The organism is Candidatus Neomarinimicrobiota bacterium, from assembly GCA_018647265.1.
Taxonomy (GTDB): Bacteria; Fidelibacterota; Marinisomatia; order Marinisomatales; family TCS55; genus TCS55.
Genome location: JABGTK010000005.1, coordinates 1 through 22,116 on the forward strand (window position 1 = coordinate 1; position 22,116 = coordinate 22,116).

At 40.4% G+C, this 22,116-nt stretch carries 21 protein-coding genes; 13 read left to right on the forward strand and 8 right to left on the reverse strand.

Annotated elements, in window-relative coordinates; all coding sequences use genetic code 11:
* From HN459_00660 to HN459_00685, 6 genes are all read right to left on the reverse strand, one after another.
* The coding region (locus tag HN459_00660; protein ID MBT3477953.1) for a hypothetical protein at window positions 1-374 on the reverse strand (374 nt) is incomplete at its 3' end.
* Window positions 367-1,050, reverse strand: coding sequence for a DUF3108 domain-containing protein (locus HN459_00665; protein MBT3477954.1), 684 nt, complete (start codon window positions 1,048-1,050; stop codon window positions 367-369). The genes HN459_00660 and HN459_00665, both read right to left, overlap by 8 nt.
* 11 nt (window positions 1,051-1,061) lie before the next feature.
* Window positions 1,062-2,435, reverse strand: coding sequence for a magnesium transporter (gene mgtE / locus HN459_00670; protein ID MBT3477955.1), 1,374 nt, complete (start codon window positions 2,433-2,435; stop codon window positions 1,062-1,064).
* 1 nt (window position 2,436) lies between these two features.
* On the reverse strand, window positions 2,437-3,234 hold the full coding sequence (locus HN459_00675; protein ID MBT3477956.1) for a CPBP family intramembrane metalloprotease: 798 nt from the start codon (window positions 3,232-3,234) through the stop codon (window positions 2,437-2,439).
* Between the two features lie 70 nt (window positions 3,235-3,304).
* Window positions 3,305-4,027 carry an RNA methyltransferase gene (locus tag HN459_00680; GenBank protein ID MBT3477957.1) on the reverse strand — a complete coding sequence of 241 codons (723 nt, stop codon included), beginning with the start codon at window positions 4,025-4,027 and terminating at the stop codon, window positions 3,305-3,307.
* A complete protein-coding gene (locus tag HN459_00685; protein ID MBT3477958.1) occupies window positions 4,024-5,742 on the reverse strand; it encodes an amidohydrolase in 1,719 nt (572 codons plus the stop codon). The genes HN459_00680 and HN459_00685 overlap by 4 nt, the downstream gene beginning before the upstream one ends.
* Before the next feature lie 113 nt (window positions 5,743-5,855).
* On the opposite strand from HN459_00685, the gene HN459_00690 reads away from it, so the two are divergent.
* Genes HN459_00690 through HN459_00710 form a run of 5 tightly spaced genes read left to right on the forward strand, consistent with a single transcriptional unit; the run spans window position 5,856 to window position 12,373 of the window.
* Window positions 5,856-7,325, forward strand: a complete 1,470-nt coding sequence (locus tag HN459_00690; GenBank protein ID MBT3477959.1) for a proline--tRNA ligase — start codon at window positions 5,856-5,858, stop codon at window positions 7,323-7,325.
* A gap of 50 nt (window positions 7,326-7,375) precedes the next feature.
* Window positions 7,376-8,062, forward strand: a complete 687-nt coding sequence (gene recO / locus HN459_00695) for a DNA repair protein RecO (protein MBT3477960.1) — start codon at window positions 7,376-7,378, stop codon at window positions 8,060-8,062.
* On the forward strand, window positions 8,062-8,919 hold the full coding sequence (locus tag HN459_00700; protein ID MBT3477961.1) for a hypothetical protein: 858 nt from the start codon (window positions 8,062-8,064) through the stop codon (window positions 8,917-8,919). Before recO ends, HN459_00700 begins: the two co-directional genes overlap by 1 nt.
* Before the next feature lie 4 nt (window positions 8,920-8,923).
* Window positions 8,924-11,485: a hypothetical protein gene (locus HN459_00705; protein ID MBT3477962.1), complete on the forward strand. Its 2,562-nt coding sequence runs from the start codon at window positions 8,924-8,926 to the stop codon at window positions 11,483-11,485.
* Window positions 11,486-11,545: 60 nt separating this feature from the next.
* Entirely contained in the window at window positions 11,546-12,373 is an 828-nt protein-coding gene (locus tag HN459_00710; GenBank protein ID MBT3477963.1) for a rhomboid family intramembrane serine protease, read from the forward strand.
* Here the strand turns inward: HN459_00710 and HN459_00715 are convergent.
* On the reverse strand, window positions 12,370-12,726 hold the full coding sequence (locus tag HN459_00715) for a septum formation initiator family protein (protein MBT3477964.1): 357 nt from the start codon (window positions 12,724-12,726) through the stop codon (window positions 12,370-12,372). The genes HN459_00710 and HN459_00715 overlap by 4 nt on opposite strands.
* The gene (gene eno, locus HN459_00720) at window positions 12,723-14,009 is read right to left on the reverse strand and encodes a phosphopyruvate hydratase (GenBank protein ID MBT3477965.1); all 1,287 of its coding nucleotides are present in this window, start codon (window positions 14,007-14,009) and stop codon (window positions 12,723-12,725) included. Before eno ends, HN459_00715 begins: the two co-directional genes overlap by 4 nt.
* A gap of 260 nt (window positions 14,010-14,269) precedes the next feature.
* Between eno and HN459_00725 the strand changes: the two genes are divergently transcribed.
* From HN459_00725 to rho, 8 genes are all read left to right on the forward strand, one after another.
* Window positions 14,270-14,479 carry a hypothetical protein gene (locus tag HN459_00725; GenBank protein ID MBT3477966.1) on the forward strand — a complete coding sequence of 70 codons (210 nt, stop codon included), beginning with the start codon at window positions 14,270-14,272 and terminating at the stop codon, window positions 14,477-14,479.
* A gap of 63 nt (window positions 14,480-14,542) precedes the next feature.
* Complete coding sequence (locus HN459_00730) at window positions 14,543-14,755, forward strand: hypothetical protein (protein MBT3477967.1); 213 nt, start codon at window positions 14,543-14,545, stop codon at window positions 14,753-14,755.
* A 69-nt stretch (window positions 14,756-14,824) separates the two neighbouring features.
* Complete coding sequence (locus HN459_00735) at window positions 14,825-15,640, forward strand: hypothetical protein (GenBank protein MBT3477968.1); 816 nt, start codon at window positions 14,825-14,827, stop codon at window positions 15,638-15,640.
* Window positions 15,570-17,261: a hypothetical protein gene (locus HN459_00740; protein ID MBT3477969.1), complete on the forward strand. Its 1,692-nt coding sequence runs from the start codon at window positions 15,570-15,572 to the stop codon at window positions 17,259-17,261. Before HN459_00735 ends, HN459_00740 begins: the two co-directional genes overlap by 71 nt.
* A 43-nt stretch (window positions 17,262-17,304) precedes the next feature.
* Window positions 17,305-18,798, forward strand: coding sequence for an N-acetylmuramoyl-L-alanine amidase (locus tag HN459_00745; protein ID MBT3477970.1), 1,494 nt, complete (start codon window positions 17,305-17,307; stop codon window positions 18,796-18,798).
* A gap of 3 nt (window positions 18,799-18,801) precedes the next feature.
* Entirely contained in the window at window positions 18,802-19,602 is an 801-nt protein-coding gene (locus HN459_00750; GenBank protein MBT3477971.1) for a glutamate racemase, read from the forward strand.
* The gene (locus tag HN459_00755; GenBank protein ID MBT3477972.1) at window positions 19,577-20,845 is read left to right on the forward strand and encodes a bifunctional folylpolyglutamate synthase/dihydrofolate synthase; all 1,269 of its coding nucleotides are present in this window, start codon (window positions 19,577-19,579) and stop codon (window positions 20,843-20,845) included. Before HN459_00750 ends, HN459_00755 begins: the two co-directional genes overlap by 26 nt.
* Window positions 20,846-20,967: 122 nt before the next feature.
* Window positions 20,968-22,116 (forward strand): transcription termination factor Rho (gene rho / locus HN459_00760; protein ID MBT3477973.1); only part of this gene is annotated, 1,149 nt, incomplete at its 3' end.

The window sequence follows — 22,116 nt, forward strand, 5'->3', positions numbered from 1 at the left end:
GGAACCAAATGACCGATGATATAGCCAATAATTATTCCGATCAATAAAGCCAAGGTAAGAACTCTGGATTTGGTGAATTCCCTGCGGTAGCCTTTTTTTATTGCTACCGCCCCCACAAAATAACCGAGTGCATTCAATATCCAAAAAAAGGGGATTGCAAAAATCTTAATTATAAAAGGTCCAACCAGTGGAACCATTGCGATTATAGCTGCTAGCCCTGCAAAGGCCTGGGTGAAAACACCAATAACCAGTGTACCAAAAACAACAAATTTTTTATCAATTCCGAATTTTAGTGCAATAGCAATGACAAGGACAATACCGGTCCAAATAAGGATTTGTCGGCCATATGTTTTGAAAAAAGGTTGTTTACTCATGGTCAATTAGAATATCGTAAGGGAATCCGTAAGCCGTCATAGTTACCCGGATTATACGACGATTTCCATTTCGTTCCACCCAGATTTGACGAACCTTATTAGGGTCAGAGATGTATTTCATTAAACGATCTGTTGTTTCTAAAAAACCATCAGTCTCATCAATATTTTCAATATCCATACGAAAATTATCACACAATATATTTGTATTCCCAATTTTAACTGTTTCAGTTCCCGCCCATAAGAATCGGCCCCGCATTTGCTTTCCCTCATGATCCAGATTGAACCACTTTGTGTCAATAGTTTCTTGAGATTGCCTAGCGATGCGAACAAACATGGTGAACATAGTTTGAGTGGAATCATTTCTATTTTGAGATTCTTTTCCATATTTCAATAAACTATTTTCAAGTTTCATTAAAGTAGACTGCTTAATGTCATCCTGTTTGATTTTTTTATGGAATGATTTGAGTCCGAAATGGGTCGAGTCAAAATGGGTGGAATAGGAATTTATTGTGGGCCAAATCATATCAAGAATACCCACAGTTTCAAATGTCAATGAAACGGAATCTGCCCGGAGTTTATATTCTGCTTTTGCCACAGGGAATCCATACACATTGGCAGAATACATCTGCGCCAATGCATAGTTAGATAAAAGGAAAAAGAGAGAAATCCTGCCCATGACAGATAAACTCAGGTAATTACGAGCAATGAACCGGCGATCAAAAAGTAAAGTGTAACGCCAAGAATATCAATAGCTGTGGTTACAAAAGGACCAGTGGCAATGGCAGGGTCAATGTCGAACCGGTTCAGTATAAGGGGAACCATTGAACCGATAGTTGCAGCAATAATCATTGAAAAACAAATACTGAGACCTACGACCACGCCTAACATGGGAGATGCATCTAGGAAACGAAATATGGCAAAAAGACCCAAAAGTATTCCATATAGAATACCAAGGATTAACCCAACGCGGATTTCTTTAAATAAAATTTTTGTTGAATTTTCAAATCCCACACGTCCTGTTGCTAAACCACGAACAATAATTGTGGATGACTGGGTTCCGATATTTCCACCCATCCCCATAATGACGGGGATAAATGCAGCTAAGGCAATTGTACTTTCAAGAATATTATTAAAAATGCCAATAATGAATGCTGCGCCGATACCGCCGACCCAACTGGCAAAAAGCCAAGGAAGACGCATACGGGCATTTTCCCATGAAGATTTTAATAGAATCTCTCGGTCTTTCCCGGCACCAACCATTTGTAAAAAATCTTCTGTGGCTTCTTCTCGGATGATATCCACAACTTCATCAACCGTAACGATCCCTAATAATTGTTCATCATCATCCACAACCGGGACGGCGAGAAAATTATATTGAGATACAATTCGGGCTACTTCTTCTTGGTCTGTTTCAGGCCGGACTGCATGAACCTTTCGGGACATAATATCTTTAAGCATTGCATCTCCCGGTGTTGTCACCAAATCCCGTAGAGAGACTACGCCATTTAAACGGCCATCATCATCAAGGGCATAGAGATAAAAGACCATTTCTGCGTCTTCTTGATCTTGAAGGGCAACAATTGCGTCCCGGGCTTTTGTTTCTTCATGAAGCGTAAAAATATCGGTATACATGAGAATTCCGGCGCTGTCTTCCGGGTAAGCCATCATTTCTTCAAGCTCTTCTTGCTCTTCCGCCTGGAGTAAATCAATTACAGCGGTAGAGTATTCCTCTTCCACCAATCCCATGAGGTAAGCCTGCTCATTAGAGCTTGCTTCTTCTAGGATGGATGCAATTCGAGAAGGCTCATCCTGCTCTAATAAACGGACAACAATTGATTCATCTAATTCTCCTAAGAATTCAACCGTCTCTTCGGTAGGAGTCATATAACCAAATATTGTATCTTGCTCTCCATCATTGAAATAACGAAAGATGAGGGCCATATCAGCCGGGTGAGTTCTTTCAATCAGTTTAATAATATTGGTTTTGGCATGTCGCCGGAGAAGTCGCCGAAAAGTATCTCGCATGAGAGTAATTTCGGAGCCAAACATTTCTTTTTTCATTTTAATTCTCCTGCCCCATTTTTAATTGTTTAAACCCGAGCCAAAAAAGGGTTCCACCGATTATCAGTATTATAGGATTTATATGTCCATGCCACAGAATGAGGGATTCAAATGAATCTCCCATAGATGTGAAAAATAAAGATGTACCATTAATTATCACATGAAAAATGATACACGGTATAACAGAATTTGTCTTCCAAGCTAAAAAGCCAAGAAGGACACCCAAAAAATAAATTTGAATCATCCAATAGGGATTAAAGTGAATCACGGCAAAAAAGAGGCTTGAGAAAAGAATTGCCCGGGTAATGTCACCCCAAGCGCTTTCTAGATATTTTTGCAGGAATCCTCGGAAAAGAATTTCTTCTCCAACCGGAGCGAGAATGACAATTGTAAAAATGAGCAGCGCCAAAGATAGAGGGTTATCCGGTGTTAGCATGGCTTCAACTTGGAGGAATGAATCGGGCATAGGAATAACCATATCAACCAATAAGTTTATTTCATCTGAGAGAATCACGGCTCCCAATGAAAGTAAAACGGTTGAAACCAGTGTTTTGTTGGATACAGCATTCAACCGCAAAGATTTGGCGATTGGATATTTTTTTCGCAGCAAAAAAACCATCACCGGAACAACCAAAAAGCCTTGACCGATGAACATAGCGAAATAAGTTTGGATGCCGGGCTTAGCGCCAGAAAGGATAGACGGATCCAGTGCGCCAAATATCGATCCGATAATTAGTGCCGAAAGGACCGATAGAAAAACGATCCCGAACGCAAACCGTACTGAAAGGGTCTGGTTCATGAGGGTCTGAATCTTTCAATTTCATAAGTATAGAATTTACGGCAATCTATCAACACAGAGAAACAATCGGTTATTTTGTTAAATGGTTGAGAAGAATGCCCATTGCAACACCCACATTGAGGGATTCGCCAGTCCCAATCTTTGGAATTGCCATTGTTTCGTCCAGAACCGATTTTATATTTTCACTTATTCCATGGGCCTCATTACCCATAACCAAGCACCATTTTTCTGGAAAAGAGCCTAAAGGTTCAATGGCTGCTCCCCGATGGTCTGCGCCAATGATAGTATAATTATTTAATGTGTGAATCTCTAAGTGCCCTATCCACGAGAGTTGAAAGTGCGCTCCCATAGAACTACGAACTACCTTAGGATTAAAAGGATCAACGCATCCATCAGAAAGAACCATTTGATCAATTCCAAACCAAACAGCAGTTCTTAATATAGTGCCCATATTTCCCGGATCAGAAATATGGTCCAAATAAATAAAATTTTGATTCAAATCGGGATTATCAAATTGGGGAATTTTACATACCGCCAGAATGCCGGAAGGAGAGATAGAAGGGGATAAGCGTTTTATATCTTCTTCGGAAATGATTTCTGGATTGACTGCCTTTATTATGTCAGGATTATTTTGGGAAAAAGATTCTGTTGAAACACTTATTTTAAAATGTGCTTTTTTAGTAAGGGCATCTTTTATAGATCGGACTCCTTCAATGATAAAAAGGCCATGCTGCTCCCGAAACTTTTTTTGATGAAGGGAGCGAATTAACTTATTTTGGCTTTGGCTAATCATTCGCTTTTGTACAAAATTTCACCATTTACAATTGTGTAAAGAACTTTGGTGTCTAAAATTTTATCCTCGGGGATGGTGATAATATTCTGAGATAGGACCGTAAAATCAGCATATTTTCCTACCTCAATGGATCCTTTGATATCTTCTTCAAAAGCGCCATAGGCAGCATTGATAGTATAGCTTTTTAGCGCTTCTAATCGGGTCATTTTTTGGCTTGGTTCAAACCCACCCTTTGGTTTCCCCTTAAGTGTTCTTCGTGATACACTAGCATAAAAAGATGCAATTGGGTCAATCGGCTCCACGGGAACATCGGTACCATTTATGATAATAGCTCCCGTATCCATGAGGTTTCGCCAGACGTAGGCTCCCTCAATAATACGTTTTTTCCCAAGGCGGATAATGGCCCAAGATCGATCTGAGGAAAGGTGAATTCCTTGCATGGAAGCAATTACACCCAATTTACCAAAACGTGGAATATCTGCAGGATTAATATGTTGGGCGTGTTCAATTCGCCATCGGTGGTCATAGGCCTTCACAGAATTTTCTTCGAATGCTTTTTGAAATTGGTCCAAAACTTCTCTGTTTGCGCGGTCGCCAATGGCATGAGCGTTTACTTGGAAACCGTTGACCAAACCGTCTGTGGCTACCTCGTATACATATTCCATGGATTGGGTCGCCATGCCGGTATGTCCAGGGCGATCTGTATAGTCTTCTAAAAGCCAAGCGCCTCTAGAACCGAGAGCACCATCGGCATTTAGCTTAATAGATCGGATGGTGAGATGGCCATTCCCTGTACCAATTTCAGGTCCTTTTTTATACCATTCTTTTAAGAGATTTGGATCTCGGCTTGTTAGCATCACATAGAGTCGCACCCTTAGTGCATCACGATTAAGCCCTTCTCGGTATGCTTCAATGGCAGCTTTTCCGGAACCGGCATCCTGGAATGAAGTAATTCCATTTTCGAGAGAACTTTTGACGGCAAGATCCAATGCGAGGGCGCTACTACCTTCCTCTTCATATTCAACATGACTGCTGACCACTCCCTGCGCCCGCTCATTAAAAATTCCAGTGGGATTTCCCCGGAGATCCTTTATGATTTCTCCCCCAAAACCAAATTCAGTCTCTGTTGTAACACCAGCAATTTCCATCGCTTTGGCATTCCCAAATCCGGCGTGTCCACTGGCGTGGGTGAGCCAGACTGGATTATCCGGCGAAACTGCGCTGAGTTTGTCATGGGTCTGGAACCCCTTCACAAGTGTTTCCGGATCCGGCGCCCACTTGCTTTGATGCCATCCACGACCTAAAATCCATTCACCCGGTTCTGCCCTTTTCACTGCACCGGCTACCATATTCACTAATTCATCATAATTAGCAACATTGTTTAAATCCAAGCGCATCTTGGCATAGCCCAATCCCATAAAATGGCCATGTCCTTCAATTAGCCCCGGGATCATTGTGGCGCCTTTTAAGTTGAGGACTTTGGTATTATTATCTATAAATGAACGAATTTGGGATTCTTTACCAACAGCAATTATCTTACCATTTTTTATAGCAACCGCTTCAACTATTGGGTTGAATTCATCTACGGTATAAATGGTACCATTTTGGATGATAAGATTGGCCATGTTTTTTTCACAACCATAAAGAAAGAATAGAAAAAAAGAATAGAAAACAATTTTTTGCAATCTCAATGGAATCTCATTGGGTGAAATCATAAAGGGAAAGGTAATGCCCCTAACCATTCTCCTCAATGAATTCATTTAACAAATTCCATTGTAAGGCCATGATGAACCCGGTAATTTCTGTCCTTAATTATCGAGAAAGAAATATGTCAAAAGGTGTAATACCGCAAAGTAAAGATTATTCAGCTTGGTACACAGAAGTGGTTACTAAAGCAAGTTTGGCCGATTACGGTCCTGTAAAAGGGACCATGGTAGTACGACCCTACGGTTTTTCCCTATGGGAGAATATTAAAGAAACCTTCGATAAGATGATTAAGGATACTGGCCATGTGAATGCTTATTTCCCTCTATTTATCCCAAAGTCATTTTTTGGTAAAGAAGCGGAACATGTAGAAGGGTTTGCCAAAGAATGTGCAGTTGTCACTCACACTCGCCTTAAGGCCGATGCTGAACATGGAATAATTGTTGATCCCGAATCTAAACTGGAAGAAGAAGTAATTGTTCGTCCCACTTCGGAAACGATAATCTGGGCTATGTATAAAAAGTGGATTCAGTCCTATCGTGATTTACCTTTACTCATTAACCAATGGGCGAATGTGGTTCGCTGGGAAATGCGGACACGACTTTTTCTACGCACTACAGAATTCCTCTGGCAAGAAGGCCACACTGCCCATGCTACCGCAGATGAAGCGGAAAAAGAAACACTGCTCATTTTAGAATTATACCGCCAGTTGGCTGAGGATTATTTGGCCATGCCCGTTCATACGGGCCTGAAATCGGAATCAGAAAAATTTGCCGGTGCGGAACGAACCTATTGCATTGAAGCTATGATGGGAGATAAACGGGCCCTCCAAGCAGGGACATCCCATAATTTAGGACAAAATTTTGCCAAGGCTTTTGATGTCAAATTCCAAACCCAAGACAATAAAGAAGAATTGGTTTATGCCACTAGCTGGGGCGTAAGCACACGCCTTGTTGGCGCAGTTGTGATGACCCACGGGGATGATAAGGGTCTGAAGCTTCCGCCGAAAATTGCCCCTTATCAAGTTGTTGTAGTACCCATTTTTAGAGATGATGAATCCAAGCAAGCTGTTCAGGATTATCTTGGTCCTATTTTATCTGACCTTCGTGATGCTGGTGTTCGTGTTCATGAGGATTGGCGAAAAGGAAGTCCCGGATTTAAGTTTAACGAATGGGAATTGAAGGGTGTACCTTTGCGTCTAGAAGTTGGTCCAAAAGATGTTGAAAATGGTAAGGCAGTTTTGGTCCGGCGAGATAATGGTGAAAAACAATTTATTCAAAAAGGTGAACTCGCAGGTCTCGTGCCTAATCTACTGGATGAAATACAAACAGCCATGTTTGAATCCGCCAAATCATTTCGGGCAGAAAATACCCATACTGTTTCATCCTATGATGCATTCAAAAAAATTATTGGGAATAATGATGGTTTCGTTCGCTGTGGTTGGGATGGAACGGTTGAATCTGAAATGGCCATTAAGGATGAAACCAAGGCCACCATCCGCGTAATCCCTTTTGATGAAAACCCAAAAAATCTAAACTGTATATATTCTGGGAAGCCAGCCAAACACGAAGTCATTTTTGCTAAGGCCTATTAAGCGTATTTAAAGTTTACTAAACCATTAAGGTTCAGTAAACTTGTATAGAAATGATAACCAATTCAACCGCCATTGTTCTAAAGCGGTTTGCTTATAGCGAAACCAGTATTGTCGCCCGCTGTTTCGTACGAAATTTGGGTAAGGTTAGTTTTATGGTTCATGGCGCTTACAGGAAAAAGTCGCCTATGGGGGCCTATTTTCAACCAGTTAATTGTTTAGATTTGATTTTTTATTTTAAGGAAAGCCGTGATCTTCAGACCATCTCCAAGGCGGCCTTTTCCCATCCATGGTCTGCCATTCCAGCTGATCTTAAAAAAATTTCTTATGCCATGGCTATGATTGAGTTGACCGATAAGTGTCTTACCGAACGCGATTCCCATCCAGATCTTTATGACGAATTGGAATCAGCATTAAAAACAGTCGAGAATGAAAATACACAGTTAAACCTAGCCTATTGGTTTTACCAATATCAGCTTTTGAAACTGTTGGGATTTAAGCCCGACTTTGAACAGGCTGAACTTGATTTTGTACCATTACCAAATCCCTTTGCAGGGCCCAATTCAAAAACTGTTTTTGAACATTTTCAAAAAGGCCAGTCTGGTATGCATAAAGGGCTAAAAATCACAACCCAAGACAGACAAGCGATTAGCAGTTATTTGAATACATGTTTAGGTGTCCATTTTGATAACGTACAGAATTTGAAATCACTTCAAATCTTGCGCGAAATGGTTTCCTGATGGTTTATCGAGGAATATTAAGATGCAAAAATAATAATTCATATTTAGAGACAAGCTCAGGAGAGCGGATATTAGAAGACGCACGAATTTGGGATGGTTATTTGAAACATTGGGAAAACCAATCCATTTGCGCGAGGGCATTGCCCCAAAAAGATTATGAGTTAAGAGAGGCGATTATTATTATTTGGCCCGATGTACCAAAGTCGGAAGTTCCCTATATTGAAATATATTTTAATGAACGATTGGTAAAATATCCTGCCTCAACATTTGGCCATAATGCAATAAATGTGAATGGTGAATTTTTCAATTTCTCCCATTTGATTAATGAAAATGAATCGATGGATGAATCAGAATTTATGTATCGTCCGGCATTGGGAGAATTTGCACCATCCCCCCGGACAGGTGATTTTGAAATCATGGAAGACGGCACAGCCTATTTTGACAAATTTGGACGGAATTTCATGCGGTCCATCCATGTCATTCGGGTAGAGGGATTAGATACAGAACGTCTTGCCGGAATTTATCACAATGAACTAAAATTAATTCATGAGACTCCAGTCTATCCTGAGAATCCAGAAAAGTACCGGGATTTCAGTTTTTTTAACCGCAATTGTACTACTATAATTCGGGATGGACTTCGAAAATATGGATTTAACAAAGTGAGTGGTATCCTTCCGCGGGATTTTTTCATTAGTACAACTTGGGAAATGGTAAATGCCCAGAAGAGACAGGATTTAAATATTCATTTGTATAAACGGCCGCAGCTCAAAGTTCAGGAAGCACCGTACAGTCAATTAACACCACCCATCAATCCAATGAATTGGGTTCGAAAGTTCCGCCTATCAAAAATGGAATAAAAACATGAAACACATTATCTCAATAATAGTTTTTTCTGTAATCCTGAATGGGTGTGACAAGTCCAAAGTTGATGCTTCTCTCGGTGTGTCTTGGCAATTAGCAGAACACCGATCCAAAACAATTTCGGATGTACGTTATGAAATCACCCTTTCTATTCCTGAAAAAGTGGAAGAGCCAATCATGGGTTCGGAAACGATTCGCTTTAATCTCTCCACAGCAGGAAACGATGTGGTTCTGGATTTCCGTCAACCGGCAGGTTATATCAGTAAAATAAGTATGAGGGGTAAGGCTGTTGAATATATCGTCAAGGATCAACATATTATTTTAAAGGGTGACCTTTTTTCAGTTGGGGAAAACCACGTCGAAATCGAATTTCGGGCGGGTGACATGTCACTCAACCGCAATGATGAATTTCTTTATACCCTTTTTGTTCCGGACCGCGCCGCAACTGCCATCCCCTGTTTTGATCAACCAAATTTAAAAGGCCGTTATTCTCTAACACTTAATATACCCAAATATTGGACGGCAATTGCCAATGGGCCTTTGGTCAAAGAGACTGAAAATAAAAACGGGCGAACATTTCAATTTGGAGAAACACGGCCGGTCAGTACATATATCCTGGCTTTTACAGCGGGAAAGTTTGAAAGAATCACCGCCGAACGAAATGGACGTGAAATGACCATGCTTCATCGAGAGACGGATTCGTTAAAAGTAGCGCGAAACAAAGATGAAATTTTTGACCTTCACGCTGATGCGATCACTTGGCTAGAGGAATATTCTGGGATTGAATACCCATTTCAGAAGTTTGACTTCGCTCTAATACCGTCATTCCAGTATGGAGGGATGGAGCATCCCGGCGCTATCTTTTATAAGGACGCCAGCTTGTTTTTAGAGGAGTCAGCTACAAAAAGTCAATATCTTGGGCGAGCCGGTCTCATCGCCCATGAAACCGCCCATATGTGGTTTGGGGATTTGGTTACGATGAACTGGTTTAATGATGTGTGGACGAAAGAGGTGTTTGCTGGTTTTATGGGCGGAAAAATTGTAAACCCGGCCTTTCCAGAGATTAACCATGATCTTCGGTTTTTGAGCAATTATTCCTCTGCCTATAGTGTTGACAGAAGCTCTGGGGCAAACCAAATCCGGCAACCACTAGAAAATCTTAACATGGCCGGCACTTTATATGGATCAATTATTTATGCCAAGGCGCCGGTGGTTATGAAACACCTTGAATTGTTGGTGGGAGAAAAGATTTTCCAAAAGGGTATGCAGGCCTACCTCCAAAAATTCAGTTATAAAAATGCCACATGGTCGGATCTGATTGAAATCATGGATAATTTATCGGATGAGAATCTCATTCAATGGAGTAAAGTTTGGGTAGAAGAACCGGATCGCCCCACAATTGATTTTGATTTAAAGATTTCAAAAAATGGTACTATCGAAAAATTGGGATTAAAACAATCGGATCCCAAAAAGAAAAAACGGGTATGGCGGCAGCACTTGAAGGTCCGTTTGGGGTATCCTGATGGGGATAAAGTGATTCCTATTTATCTAACAAATCAATCTGTAAATATGGTTGAGGCAAAGGGACTTCCAAAGCCGGATTATATTCTACCTAATGGTGAGGGCATTGGATATGGTTATTTCCGAATGGATGAGGCAAGCAGGAAATATTTGTTGGCAAAGATTCCAAAGCTGAACGATCCTATGATAAGGGGAATTGCCTGGCTTAACCTTTGGGATGATATGCTTTATGGGCATACAGCGCCAAAAGATATAATTCGCCTTGCTGTAAATGCGCTGGAAACAGAGACGGATATCCTAAACATTCAACGAATTTTGGGAAGAATTCGCAGTGTATATTGGAATTATTTATCAGCACTGGAGAGAATCCAAATGGCGCCATATCTGGAACCAATTGTGAAACAGCATTTGGACCAAGCTGAAACAGTGTCCTTAAAGTCCTCTTTTTTCAAGACACTTCGATCTATCACTCTTTCAGAGGAGGGCTATTCATGGCTGAAAAAGATTTGGTCAAAAACGGATTCTATTCCGGGATTAAAATTTTCAGAAAGGGACTATATAAGTATGGCGACTGAGTTAGCTTTGAGAGAAAAGCTTGATTCGCAGGAAATATTAGTTGCCCAGTTAGACCTAATCAAAAACCCTGATCGAAAAGCTCGCTTTGAGTTTGTTATACCGGCACTATCCAGCGATGAAACCATAAGAGATGCATTTTTTGAAACACTGAAAATAGAAGAAAACAGGGCCCGGGAACCATGGGTCCAGCAAGCCGTAGGTTATCTGAATCATCCGCTCCGAGCGGGGTCATCTGAAAAATACATTCGTCCCGGCCTAGAATTATTAGAAGAAATACAACGGACGGGAGATATCTTTTTCCCAGCACGGTGGGTGAGCGCTATATTGTCGGGCCATCAATCAGATTCAGCGGTTAAAATTGTAACCAAATTTTTAGAAGATTACCCGGATTATTCACCTCGGCTAAAGTTGAAAATTCTTCAAGCTGCTGATCAATTGTTCCGTGCGGCAAAAATTGTAAATTAATAAATTGGGAACGGATTTGACAGTGGATAAGTATAAATTCTCGAAATTCATTAAATAGATATGCGTTACCAATTTCAATCTGAACAGGGCAATCTTTCCTTTAAGCCCCAGTATTTTACTGAAGCGATTAAAATATTAATTGCCATAAATACTGTTGTGTTTTTCCTCCGTTTAGTAACACAAAGCCAGTTTGCATTGGCGCAGATTTTTGGTCTTTCAGCAAGTTCAGTTTGGCCCATGATTTGGCAGCCCGTGACATACATGTTTATCCATGGCGATTTCTTTCACATTTTTATGAATATGTTCGTTCTCTGGATGTTTGGATCAGAACTGGAATCTATTTGGGGTCGCCGGGGATTGTTAAAGTATTATTTTACCACTGGCATTGGCTCTGGACTTGTTTGGCTGCTATTTAATATTGGGAATCCATATACTGTATTGATAGGGGCAAGCGGGGCAATCTACGGGATACTTTTAGCCTATGGCCTCATGTTTCCCAATCGTAAAATTCTGATCTATTTTTTGTTCCCCGTCAAAGTTAAATATTTTGTAATCTTTTTAGGCGCCATGGCTTTTGTGTCATCTATGGGTAGGTCTGGTTCTAATATCAGTCATTTGACCCATTTATCCGGGATGGTGATTGGTTATATTTACCTGAAATCACCTTGGGAATGGCCAAAAATACGCCTGATGATAAATTCAAAATTTGCGGAATTGAGGCATAAAAAGGATGAGCAAAAAGAGATGCGAAAAATGAATATGCAGCAAACTGTTGATCGACTTTTGGATAAGATCAATAAGTTCGGATATGACGGTCTTACCGAAGATGAAAAAGATGAATTATTTATTCACAGCCGTCATTTAGGAAAAGATAGAGAAAAAGATTAGTTCTCTCTCTTTTTCTCTATTACCTTAAAAACTTTTTCACCTTTTTTTGCCATGCGGTATTTTTCCCTGGCTAATTCCTCAATGTATTTATAATCAGTCTGGAGCTTTGTTTTTTCACCCTCTAATGTGATTCTTTCTTCTCTTAGCGCATTAATCTTTTCCTGTGTCTCAGCTCGTTCTTTTTTCAAGTTGTAGAGTTGGTAAAGGCCATGGTCCCCAAAAAAGAAAATGATTAGGAGGGCTACTGCCCCTATAAGAAGAATTGCACGAATCACCCGTTTTTGCACATCAACAGATGACGTCCCTGATGAACGGTTCCTTTTAATTCGATTTGATTTGCTCTTTGGACTCATGAATGACCTAATACCTCCATTCCGGGGAATTTAGCTTTAGATCCAAGTAATTCTTCAATGCGGAGTAATTGATTGTATTTGGCAATTCGGTCTGTTCTAGAGGCGGAACCAGTTTTGATTTGGCCCATACCCATTGCCACTGAAAAATCTGCGATGGTCACATCTTCTGTTTCGCCTGAACGGTGGGAAATGACGGCGCCATAATTTTTTGATTTGGCGAGCTCAATTGCCTGGATAGTTTCGGTCACTGATCCAATCTGATTCAATTTAATTAAAATCGCATTCATGGCATTTTCATCAATGGCCCGCTGGAGGCGTGTAATATTTGTTACCGTCAGGTCATCGCCCACAATTTGCACATTATCTCCAATCTCCTTAGTTAACAATTGCCACCCCTTCCAGTCATTCTCATCTAAGCCATCTTCGATAGAAATAATGGGATATTGATCCGAGAGTAACTTTAAGTAATTCACCATTTCTTCTGAGGAATATTGTTTGTTTTCCGATTCGAGATTATATAATCCATCTCGGTAAATTTCACTGGCAGCCACATCTAATGCCAGAAATATTTCTTTACCTAAAGTATAAGGTGTTTTTTCTATTGCTTCCAGGATAACTTCTACCGCCTCCGCATTGGATCGCAAATTAGGAGCAAAGCCGCCCTCGTCGCCAACAGCAGTGTTTAGCCCTTTTTTCTTAAGTACTGATTTCAAATGATGAAATGTTTCAACGCCCATCTGAAGTGCAGCAGAAAAAGAATCTGCCCCGATAGGGAAAACCATGAATTCCTGGATATCTACATTGTTGTCTGCATGGCTGCCCCCATTTAGAATATTCATCATAGGGATGGGCAGTGTAGTTGCATTGTTTCCCCCGAGCGAAGTATAAAGGGGAACACCTTTGGCTTGCGCCGCTGCTCTGGCCGTTGCCATTGAGACACCTAAAATTGCATTCGCGCCTAAGCGACTTTTATTTGTAGTGCCATCTAAATCAATCATAGCTTGATCGATTTCTGTCTGATTGGTTGCATCCATTCCTACCAGTTTTTCGGCAATCGTTGTATTAACATTATTTACAGCGGTCTGTACGCCCTTGCCCAAAAAACGATTTTGATCGTTATCTCTTAATTCTACTGCTTCGTGTTCGCCCGTTGATGCGCCGGAAGGAACAATAGCTCTTCCCAGAGTACCGTCTTGTAATTGTACGTCTACTTCTACAGTTGGATTTCCCCTTGAATCGAGCACTTCTCGCCCGAAAATATGTGAAATTATTAACCCTGACATGAATTCTCCGAAATTTTATTTAAGATATTAGAGGGGAATCTTACCCACTTTAAAGCGTATTGCCGAGGAGAAAAGGTAAGAAATTTCAATTTATTCAAAAATTGTTGATTATTTCAATTTTGTGGTTAAATTCACTGCGATAAAAATGACTGTGGAACACATAACCACATACTTAAAAACGCGAAAGAATTGAACCAATTGGGGACGGGGGATACCTGTCCCCTTTTTTGTTCAATTAATCCGAACCAAGGAGGAACCTAATGGCTGATTTCACTTCAACCGTACAAGGCATTGCCAATTCCGTAGTTGGCTTAATTAAAGCACTAATCGTGATGTTTGTATTTGTAAACATCATTTACTCGACTGGGTTTGACCCAATCGGCGGAATTGTAGATCTGGTAGAATCATTCCTAGACGGAGGATTTGCCGGACTGCTAGCCTTGTTAATATTTGTTTCTTTCGCAGGTTAATCAGTAGACTATCGGGGTCCTTTTAGGGCTTTGATGTACTATAATAATCTTAGGAGATAACAAATGAATAAGGCCTTTGAATCCGTAACTGCGTTTATCGGTGATATCACCAGTCTTTTAAAAGGCTTGGTGGTTCTCGGCATCGTAGTTGGAATTCTCTTTGACGATTACTTCGGTGTTATTGCAGGTATAGGTAGCTTAATGAGCAAATTCGGCGATGCCGGGTTTGCAGGCCTACTTGCTTTGATGCTCATTGTATTTTGGTACAAAAAGTAAGCGTTAAACAGTAAGTTGAAAAAGCGTCCCAACATTGTTGGGACGCTTTTTTTGTTTTATAGCGCTTTGATGTTTAGAAATAAAATGCATATTCTGCTTTTATTCGCGACAGGCTACCTGCCGGCCGCATTCGAACATACTTTTCTTTCCCCCCTGAATGTAGGACTTGGTTTCAGTTATATCAATTTTTCCAATAATATATTGGGGACGATTATGGATCCAGCATCTTTTGGGCAAGAAGATCGTTTTCAACTTGCGGGACAAACCGGGCGGCGGTTTAACTTAAAACCCCTAACCCATAATAGCTTTGCCGGAAGCATTCCCACTCGTTGGGGACATTTTGGATTAGGAATCCAATCTTTTGGAATGAAGCAATATAGCGAATCCACAATGTCCTTAATATATGGTAAACGTTTGAAAAAACGATTAAAAGCTGGAATCGCGGTTAATGTTTATTCACTTTCTATTCCCGATTATGGTTCTACGAATACCGTAGGTGTTTCACTTGCTTGGCAGGTGCAACTCAATGATCGGGTTCATTGGGGCACAATTTTGCACAACCTGAATAATCCTGTAATTGGAGATGTAAAAGAGCCATTGCCTCAACTAATTATAACTGCGCTTTCTTTTACTGCAACAAAAAAAATATCAGCTCAAATTGAATGGGAACAGGATACTACCTATGAGGGGCAATTAAAAGCAGGTTTTAAATTTCAACCAATAGAATGGTTATTAATCCACACTGGTTTTGTTTCAGGAACCGGTCAAGTTACCGGGGCGATCGGCCTCAATTTTTATCGGATTAAATTAAATTATGCAATGGCAAACCATCCAAACCTGGGGCCGTCTCACTGGATGGGTTTTCATATTCCTTTGGGTAGATAGCCCTTTCATTTCGGCCCAAGAAAATTTAGATATCGCGGGATTGATTTCCCGGGATGAAGAGGATACCATTCACGAGGATGAATTAATTCTTTTGGATGATATTCTTTCAAGGACATCCGGTGTTAACAAAGAGGCTCTTCAGGACATTTTAACACTCACTTTTTTAAATGAAGAAGACTATACCCTTATTAAAGCATCCTTAATCCACACCGATTTCAGGGGATTAATTAAATTAAATGTCATTTCGCCGCTATTGAGATTTATACTTAATACGCTTCAGAAAAATAAAGGAATACCCCACAAAATATTATTGCAACAACATACATCAAGAACAGATGGAAATCGCTATAGGTGGAGAGCTAGAATGAATACACCTACGCAAGAATTGGGAACTTTATCAGTGCGAAAAAAAGGAACAAGAAATATATTAGGTCAGCCCAGTTTCTACATTGTTCGAAAGGGAAAAAATGGGCAATGGATTATTGGGGATCATCAAATGGCCTTTGGGTTTGGTCTTAATGCAGGGAAACCATTCGCTCCGAGAAAAGGTTGGAGTACCGTAAATAAGGGCGCCGCGCTTTATAGTAATGGTTTAAACAGTTATAGATCTTCTACAGGGTTAAATAGAACACGAGGGGTTGCACTTGAGCAAACCACACCAATTGGCGCTTTTTATTTTTCACATGGACAGGGGGGAACAAAAGCTTCTACTAAAAAAGGTCTCTCCCGCGGTGCTTGGCAACTTGAAAAGAATTCCTTTTTAGGAGGTGCTGTAGTTACACAAAAATCCCAATCGATTTTCGCTTCATACGAGTGGGAAAAAATTAATGTTGGGGGAGAAATAGCTATCGGGCGCAGTAATCCATCAATGGTTCTGGGAATGAATTACAGAATTCGACCCTTTAAATATTTACTCCAAATCAGGAATATTTATGCCCATTCTTTAGGCGTCATGGGGAATCCCATGGTAGAGTGGGCAGGGGCTGAAGTATCAGAAAGAGGGTTATTCCAAGGTGCAATATTTCGAGTTGATAAAATAAAAATCATGATTTATTCCGATACATTTTATCACCACACTAGAAAAATTAACGGATATGAGTTTGGACTTCGAAGCGAAACAAAATTGAATCGCAACCGCATTGTTTTTCAATACAAAACGGAAAAAAAGGATTCCCAATATGAAATCGTTTATGCGCCATTAATTTCTTCAACATATTCAGAGAGAACCAGTTTCAAATTGGAGCATCGATTTAGCACAAAATTCTGGCGCACGGATGTAAAATATCAATTTGTAAGCGCCGGAGAAATTGAAACCAACCGAAGCCATGGACTGGACCTTCGTGTTAATTTATTTCGCCAATCCTATAAAGTTGAATTGGACTGGATGGTGGCGAATGTGGGTTCATTTAATTCTAGGCTGTATTTTTGGGACGTAAATCTTCCTGGAGAAATGTTGACACGTTTAATGGCCCGCTCAAGTCATAGTCAAGGAGTGAAAGTTATTTACCCTTTATCAAATGGTTCCAAATTGGGATTCAAAACTAGCATGACTTATGCCAGCCTTTCATTTAATTCATCAGTGGAAATTTCCGGTGGAATATTTATTCAGGTAACACTTTGACCGCTTATTGATTCTGGGCTAAAGCTACGATAATTTCCACCCTATGATTCGCCGCACAATTCACGTTTTTTTCGTATTAACCGCAATCTTATCCATTGGTATGTCTAGTTCAATCCGAGTAGTGAACCGTGTGAATAATACCATGGATGATATTGAAACTCTCGATCGACTCCGGGGAACGTATGTTTCGACCAAAGGCCTTTCCCGTATTTTGGCAAAGCGGGATCCCTTTGTGAATGAGGCTCGGGGTAAAATGGTCCTTTATCTTGGTAACCATCGAATTAAAATTTCCGGTAATAGCAGTTACGTCCTCGTAGATGAACAAGTGTATCAAATGCCTATGCATGCCATCAGGACACAGAATGATATTTTTCTACCGGCCGAAGCATTCTTTGATATTGTAAAACGAACTACCCTCCCGGGTATTAATTATGATCCGCGCAGGATGGTTTTAGATATCGATATGAAGGAATTCACTATTACTGGTGTAAAAATTTCTCAAAAGGCCAATGGTACTATTTTGCGGATTCAAACTCGCAATAAGTTCCCGGAGGGCAATATCAGTTCATTTTTTCACGAAAATGGATGGTTCTATTTAACAATTGTAGGCGGTCTTGCTGATACCACTGAAATCCGCAGAAGTGATACCCGAGGCGTCGTACGCAGTATTGCTGCTGACCAACTTGGGGAAACGGCACAGTTGGCATTTCAGATGCGAGCGAAAGTCCAAAGCCATGAACTGTACCAAAGTAATAATCCGGGGGAAATTGTTATTTCCCTGCGGACACCAATGAATAACAGTGCAGCTCGGATCAAAAGGGTGAAAGACCGCTGGAAATTGGATACAGTTGTTTTAGATGCGGGACATGGGGGAAAGGATCCAGGAACGACGGGAAGAAAGGGAACGAAAGAAAAAGATATTGCGTTGGATATAGTCAAACGTGTAGGCTTACTTTTAGAAAAAAATACGAAATTGAAAGTGATTTATACCCGCGAAGAGGATGTTTTTATTCCACTGTGGAAACGAACCAAAATGGCAAACGAATCCAATGGGAAAGTATTTGTTAGCGTTCATTTGAATGCAAACCCAAATAAAACAGCATATGGTTTTGAAACGTACTTGTTACGCCCCGGAAAAACAGAAGACGCTATTGAGGTGGCGTCTAGAGAGAATGAGGCGATTAAACTGGAGGACCGCTCCAATAGTAAATATAAGGATTTGTCGGGCGAAAGTTTAATTATGGCCACAATGGCCCAAAGTATCTTTATGAAAGAAAGTGAAGAATTGGCAGCCATGATTCAGGAAGAAATGGAAAAAAAAATTAAATCTAAGAACAGAGGTGTGAAGCAGGCAGGCTTTCATGTATTAATTGGCGCCAGCATGCCCAACGTTTTGATTGAAGCAGGGTTTTTAACAAATGCCAATGAAGAAAAAAATCTACGAAATCCCAAATATCGCCAAAAAATTGCCAATTCGATTTATAAGGCAATTGTAAAATTTCGTTACTCTCGCGAACAATATCTCGCAGAAAGCTAAAGCATGTCCCCTGGGCCCATCGCCGTTTTTGATTCTGGTTTAGGTGGTTTGACGGTTGTTAAAGCATTGCAGCAAAAACTTCCAAATGAATCAATTATTTATTTCGGTGATACGGCTCGTGTACCTTACGGGAATAAAAGCCAAACCCTTATTAAGGAATACAGTGAAGAAATAACAAAATTCCTAATTGGGAAAAAGGCTAAAATGGTTATTGTCGCTTGCAATACTGCTTCGGCCTTGGCGCTTTCCCATTTAAAACAAACATTTGATATTCCCATTTTAGGCGTGATTGAACCAGGGGCTGAGGCAGCCCGAGCGGTTACAAAATCTAAAAATATTGGAATTATTGGCACTTTGGCAACTATACGATCTGAAGCTTATGAAAAAGCTATCCAAAAGTTGGATGCATCTATAGGCACTACCGCCAAAGCATGCCCTCTTTTTGTCCCTCTTGTGGAAGAAGGATGGCTGAAAGGAGGTGTGCCGACAAAAATCGCCGAAACTTATTTAGATGAATTGGTGGCTGAAGGTATTGACACATTGATCTTGGGTTGTACCCACTACCCATTGTTAATTCCCGTATTAGAAAAAGTTGTAGGGGATAATATCCAAATTGTGGATTCAGCTGAAACAACGGCAAGATATGCTGTCCAATGGCTTAATGATTTGGGTTTATTAGATAATGATTCGTCAGTAGGATTATTAGAAAATTATGTTACGGATCTCCCGGTTAGGTTTAAGCGTGTTGCCCACCAATTTTTGGGAAGAGAAATAGACCATGTTTCATCCGTACATATTGGCTGAATTTGATTCACTTTTAAATTATTTATATAACCTCCAGCGCCTCGGGATTAAAGTCGGACTGGATCACACATTTGAATTGTTAAAGCGTTGCGGGAATCCCCAAAATGATTTTAAATCTATCCATGTTGCTGGAACGAATGGTAAGGGCTCAACCTGCGCAGTTATTTCATCTATTTTGGAAGCGGCCGGGTTAAAAGTGGGCCTTTATACATCGCCCCACTTAATTCGATTTAATGAACGTATTCGCGTGAATGGCGAACCCATTGATGATACAGAGATAGTTCGCTTTATTGAATCTTACCGAAAAGATATTGATGAAATCGAATCCACATTTTTTGAAACAACCACTGCTATGGCATTTCAGCATTTTGCGAATAAAACGGTGGATGTTGCTGTAATTGAGACTGGTTTAGGCGGCCGCCTCGATTCCACCAATGTTTTACAGCCTAGCATGACGGTGATTACACCAATTTCACTGGATCATCGGGAAATTCTTGGAAATGATATTATATCGATTGCCAAAGAAAAAGGTGGTATTATCAAAAATGATATTCCTTTGATTATGGCGCCCCAGCCAAGGCATGTTAGAGGTGAACTATTAAATATGGCAAGAAAATCCAATAGCCCAGTTATGGAGGTAGGGTTCCCCTCCTACTTTCAACTTTCGGAATGTGAAACAGAATTTGAATACGGAGAGAATCCATACAAAATTCCACTGATTGGCCACCACCAATCACTTAATGCATCAATAGGGATTGAAGCAACTCAAGGATTTATACCAGAAATAGGGAAAGAAATAATTGATACTGGTTTAATGCAAACCAAATGGCCCGGGCGCCTACAACGAATGAGTAAGAATTATCCCATTTATTATGATGTAGCTCATAATGCTCACGGGCTGATCTCCATTTTTGAAACTATTGGGAGTGTATTTACCCAAAAACCCATTGGTTTATTTGTAATGAAAGGGGATAAAGAAATCGATTTGGTCATACCGGCCTTGGCAAATCAATTTGAAAAATTGTTTATAAGCGGCGCACCGGAATTGGGCCTTATGTCCGCACAAAAACTGTCAGAAAAACTATTAAACTATGGGTTAGCTGATTTTGATGTAATTGATTCATTTTGTGATGCTTTGGACAGGATTGTCGAGTTATCCCATAAAACAGGCCGACCAACATTAATTCTTGGTAGCCATTACATTGCGAAAGAAGTATTCAATAAATTTGGGTTTTTATTTTGAAATAGTGTAATATCCCACCAGTTGCTTTGCGCATAGCGCTTTTTTTATAGCCCTTCAAGGCAATTCCCCAAAAGATCTCAATTACAAATTTTTTTAAATAATTTGACTAAGGTTATTTTTATATGAATGTTAATGAATTACAAAAACTAAAAATTAAAGAATTGGCAGATCTCGCCGCGAAACTGAATATTGAAAGTTATTCAGGAATGAACAAGCAGGAGTTGATTGTCAAAATACTTGAAAACCAAAATGGCAAGGAAGGCGGTGTTATTGCCGAAGGTGTCCTTGAAGTTCTTAAAGAAGGGTATGGGTTTTTAAGGAGTCCAGATTTTAATTATCTACCTGGTCCGGATGATATTTATGTGAGTCCATCGCAAATAAAACGTTTTGGCCTGCGAACAGGCCATGAAGTGACGGGGCAGATTCGCCCACCAAAATCAAAAGAACGGTTTTACGCACTTTTAAAAGTGGATAAAGTTAACGGACAGGATCCAAGTGAAATGAAACGGGCGATTCTGTTTGATAACCTCACGCCACTTTACCCGGAAGAAAAGTTTAATTTAGAAGTTAATCCAAAAGATTTATCTACCCGTGTCATGGATTTGATCTCCCCAATTGGTAAAGGGCAGCGCGGTCTTATTGTCGCCCAGCCTAAAACGGGGAAGACTGTTTTGTTACAGAAGATTGCTAACGCCATATCTAAAAATCATCCTGAGGTAAAATTGATTATTTTGCTCATAGATGAACGTCCGGAAGAGGTGACGGATATGAAGCGGAATGTAAATGCGGAAGTAATTAGTTCTACGTTTGATGAACCGCCGGAACGCCATGTTGCTGTTGCCGAGATGGTAATTCATAAAGCACGTCGAATGGTTGAATTCGGTGATGATGTTGTCATTTTATTAGACAGTATCACGCGCTTAGGGCGTGCTCATAATGCGGTAATTCCCCATAGTGGAAAAATTTTGTCTGGAGGTGTTGATGCCAATGCACTCAAAAAACCCAAACAGTTTTTCGGTGCCGCCAGAAATACAGAAGAAAGTGGTAGTTTAACTATTATTGCCACGGCACTGGTGGATACAGGCAGTCGCATGGATGAAGTAATTTTTGAAGAATTTAAAGGAACGGGTAATATGGAATTGGTCTTAGACCGCAGACTTAGTGACCGGCGTATTTATCCCTCCTTTGATTTGGTCCGATCCGGGACTAGAAAAGAGGAACTCCTTCTAGATAAGAAAGTTTTAGCGCGCATGTGGATCCTGAGAAAGCTA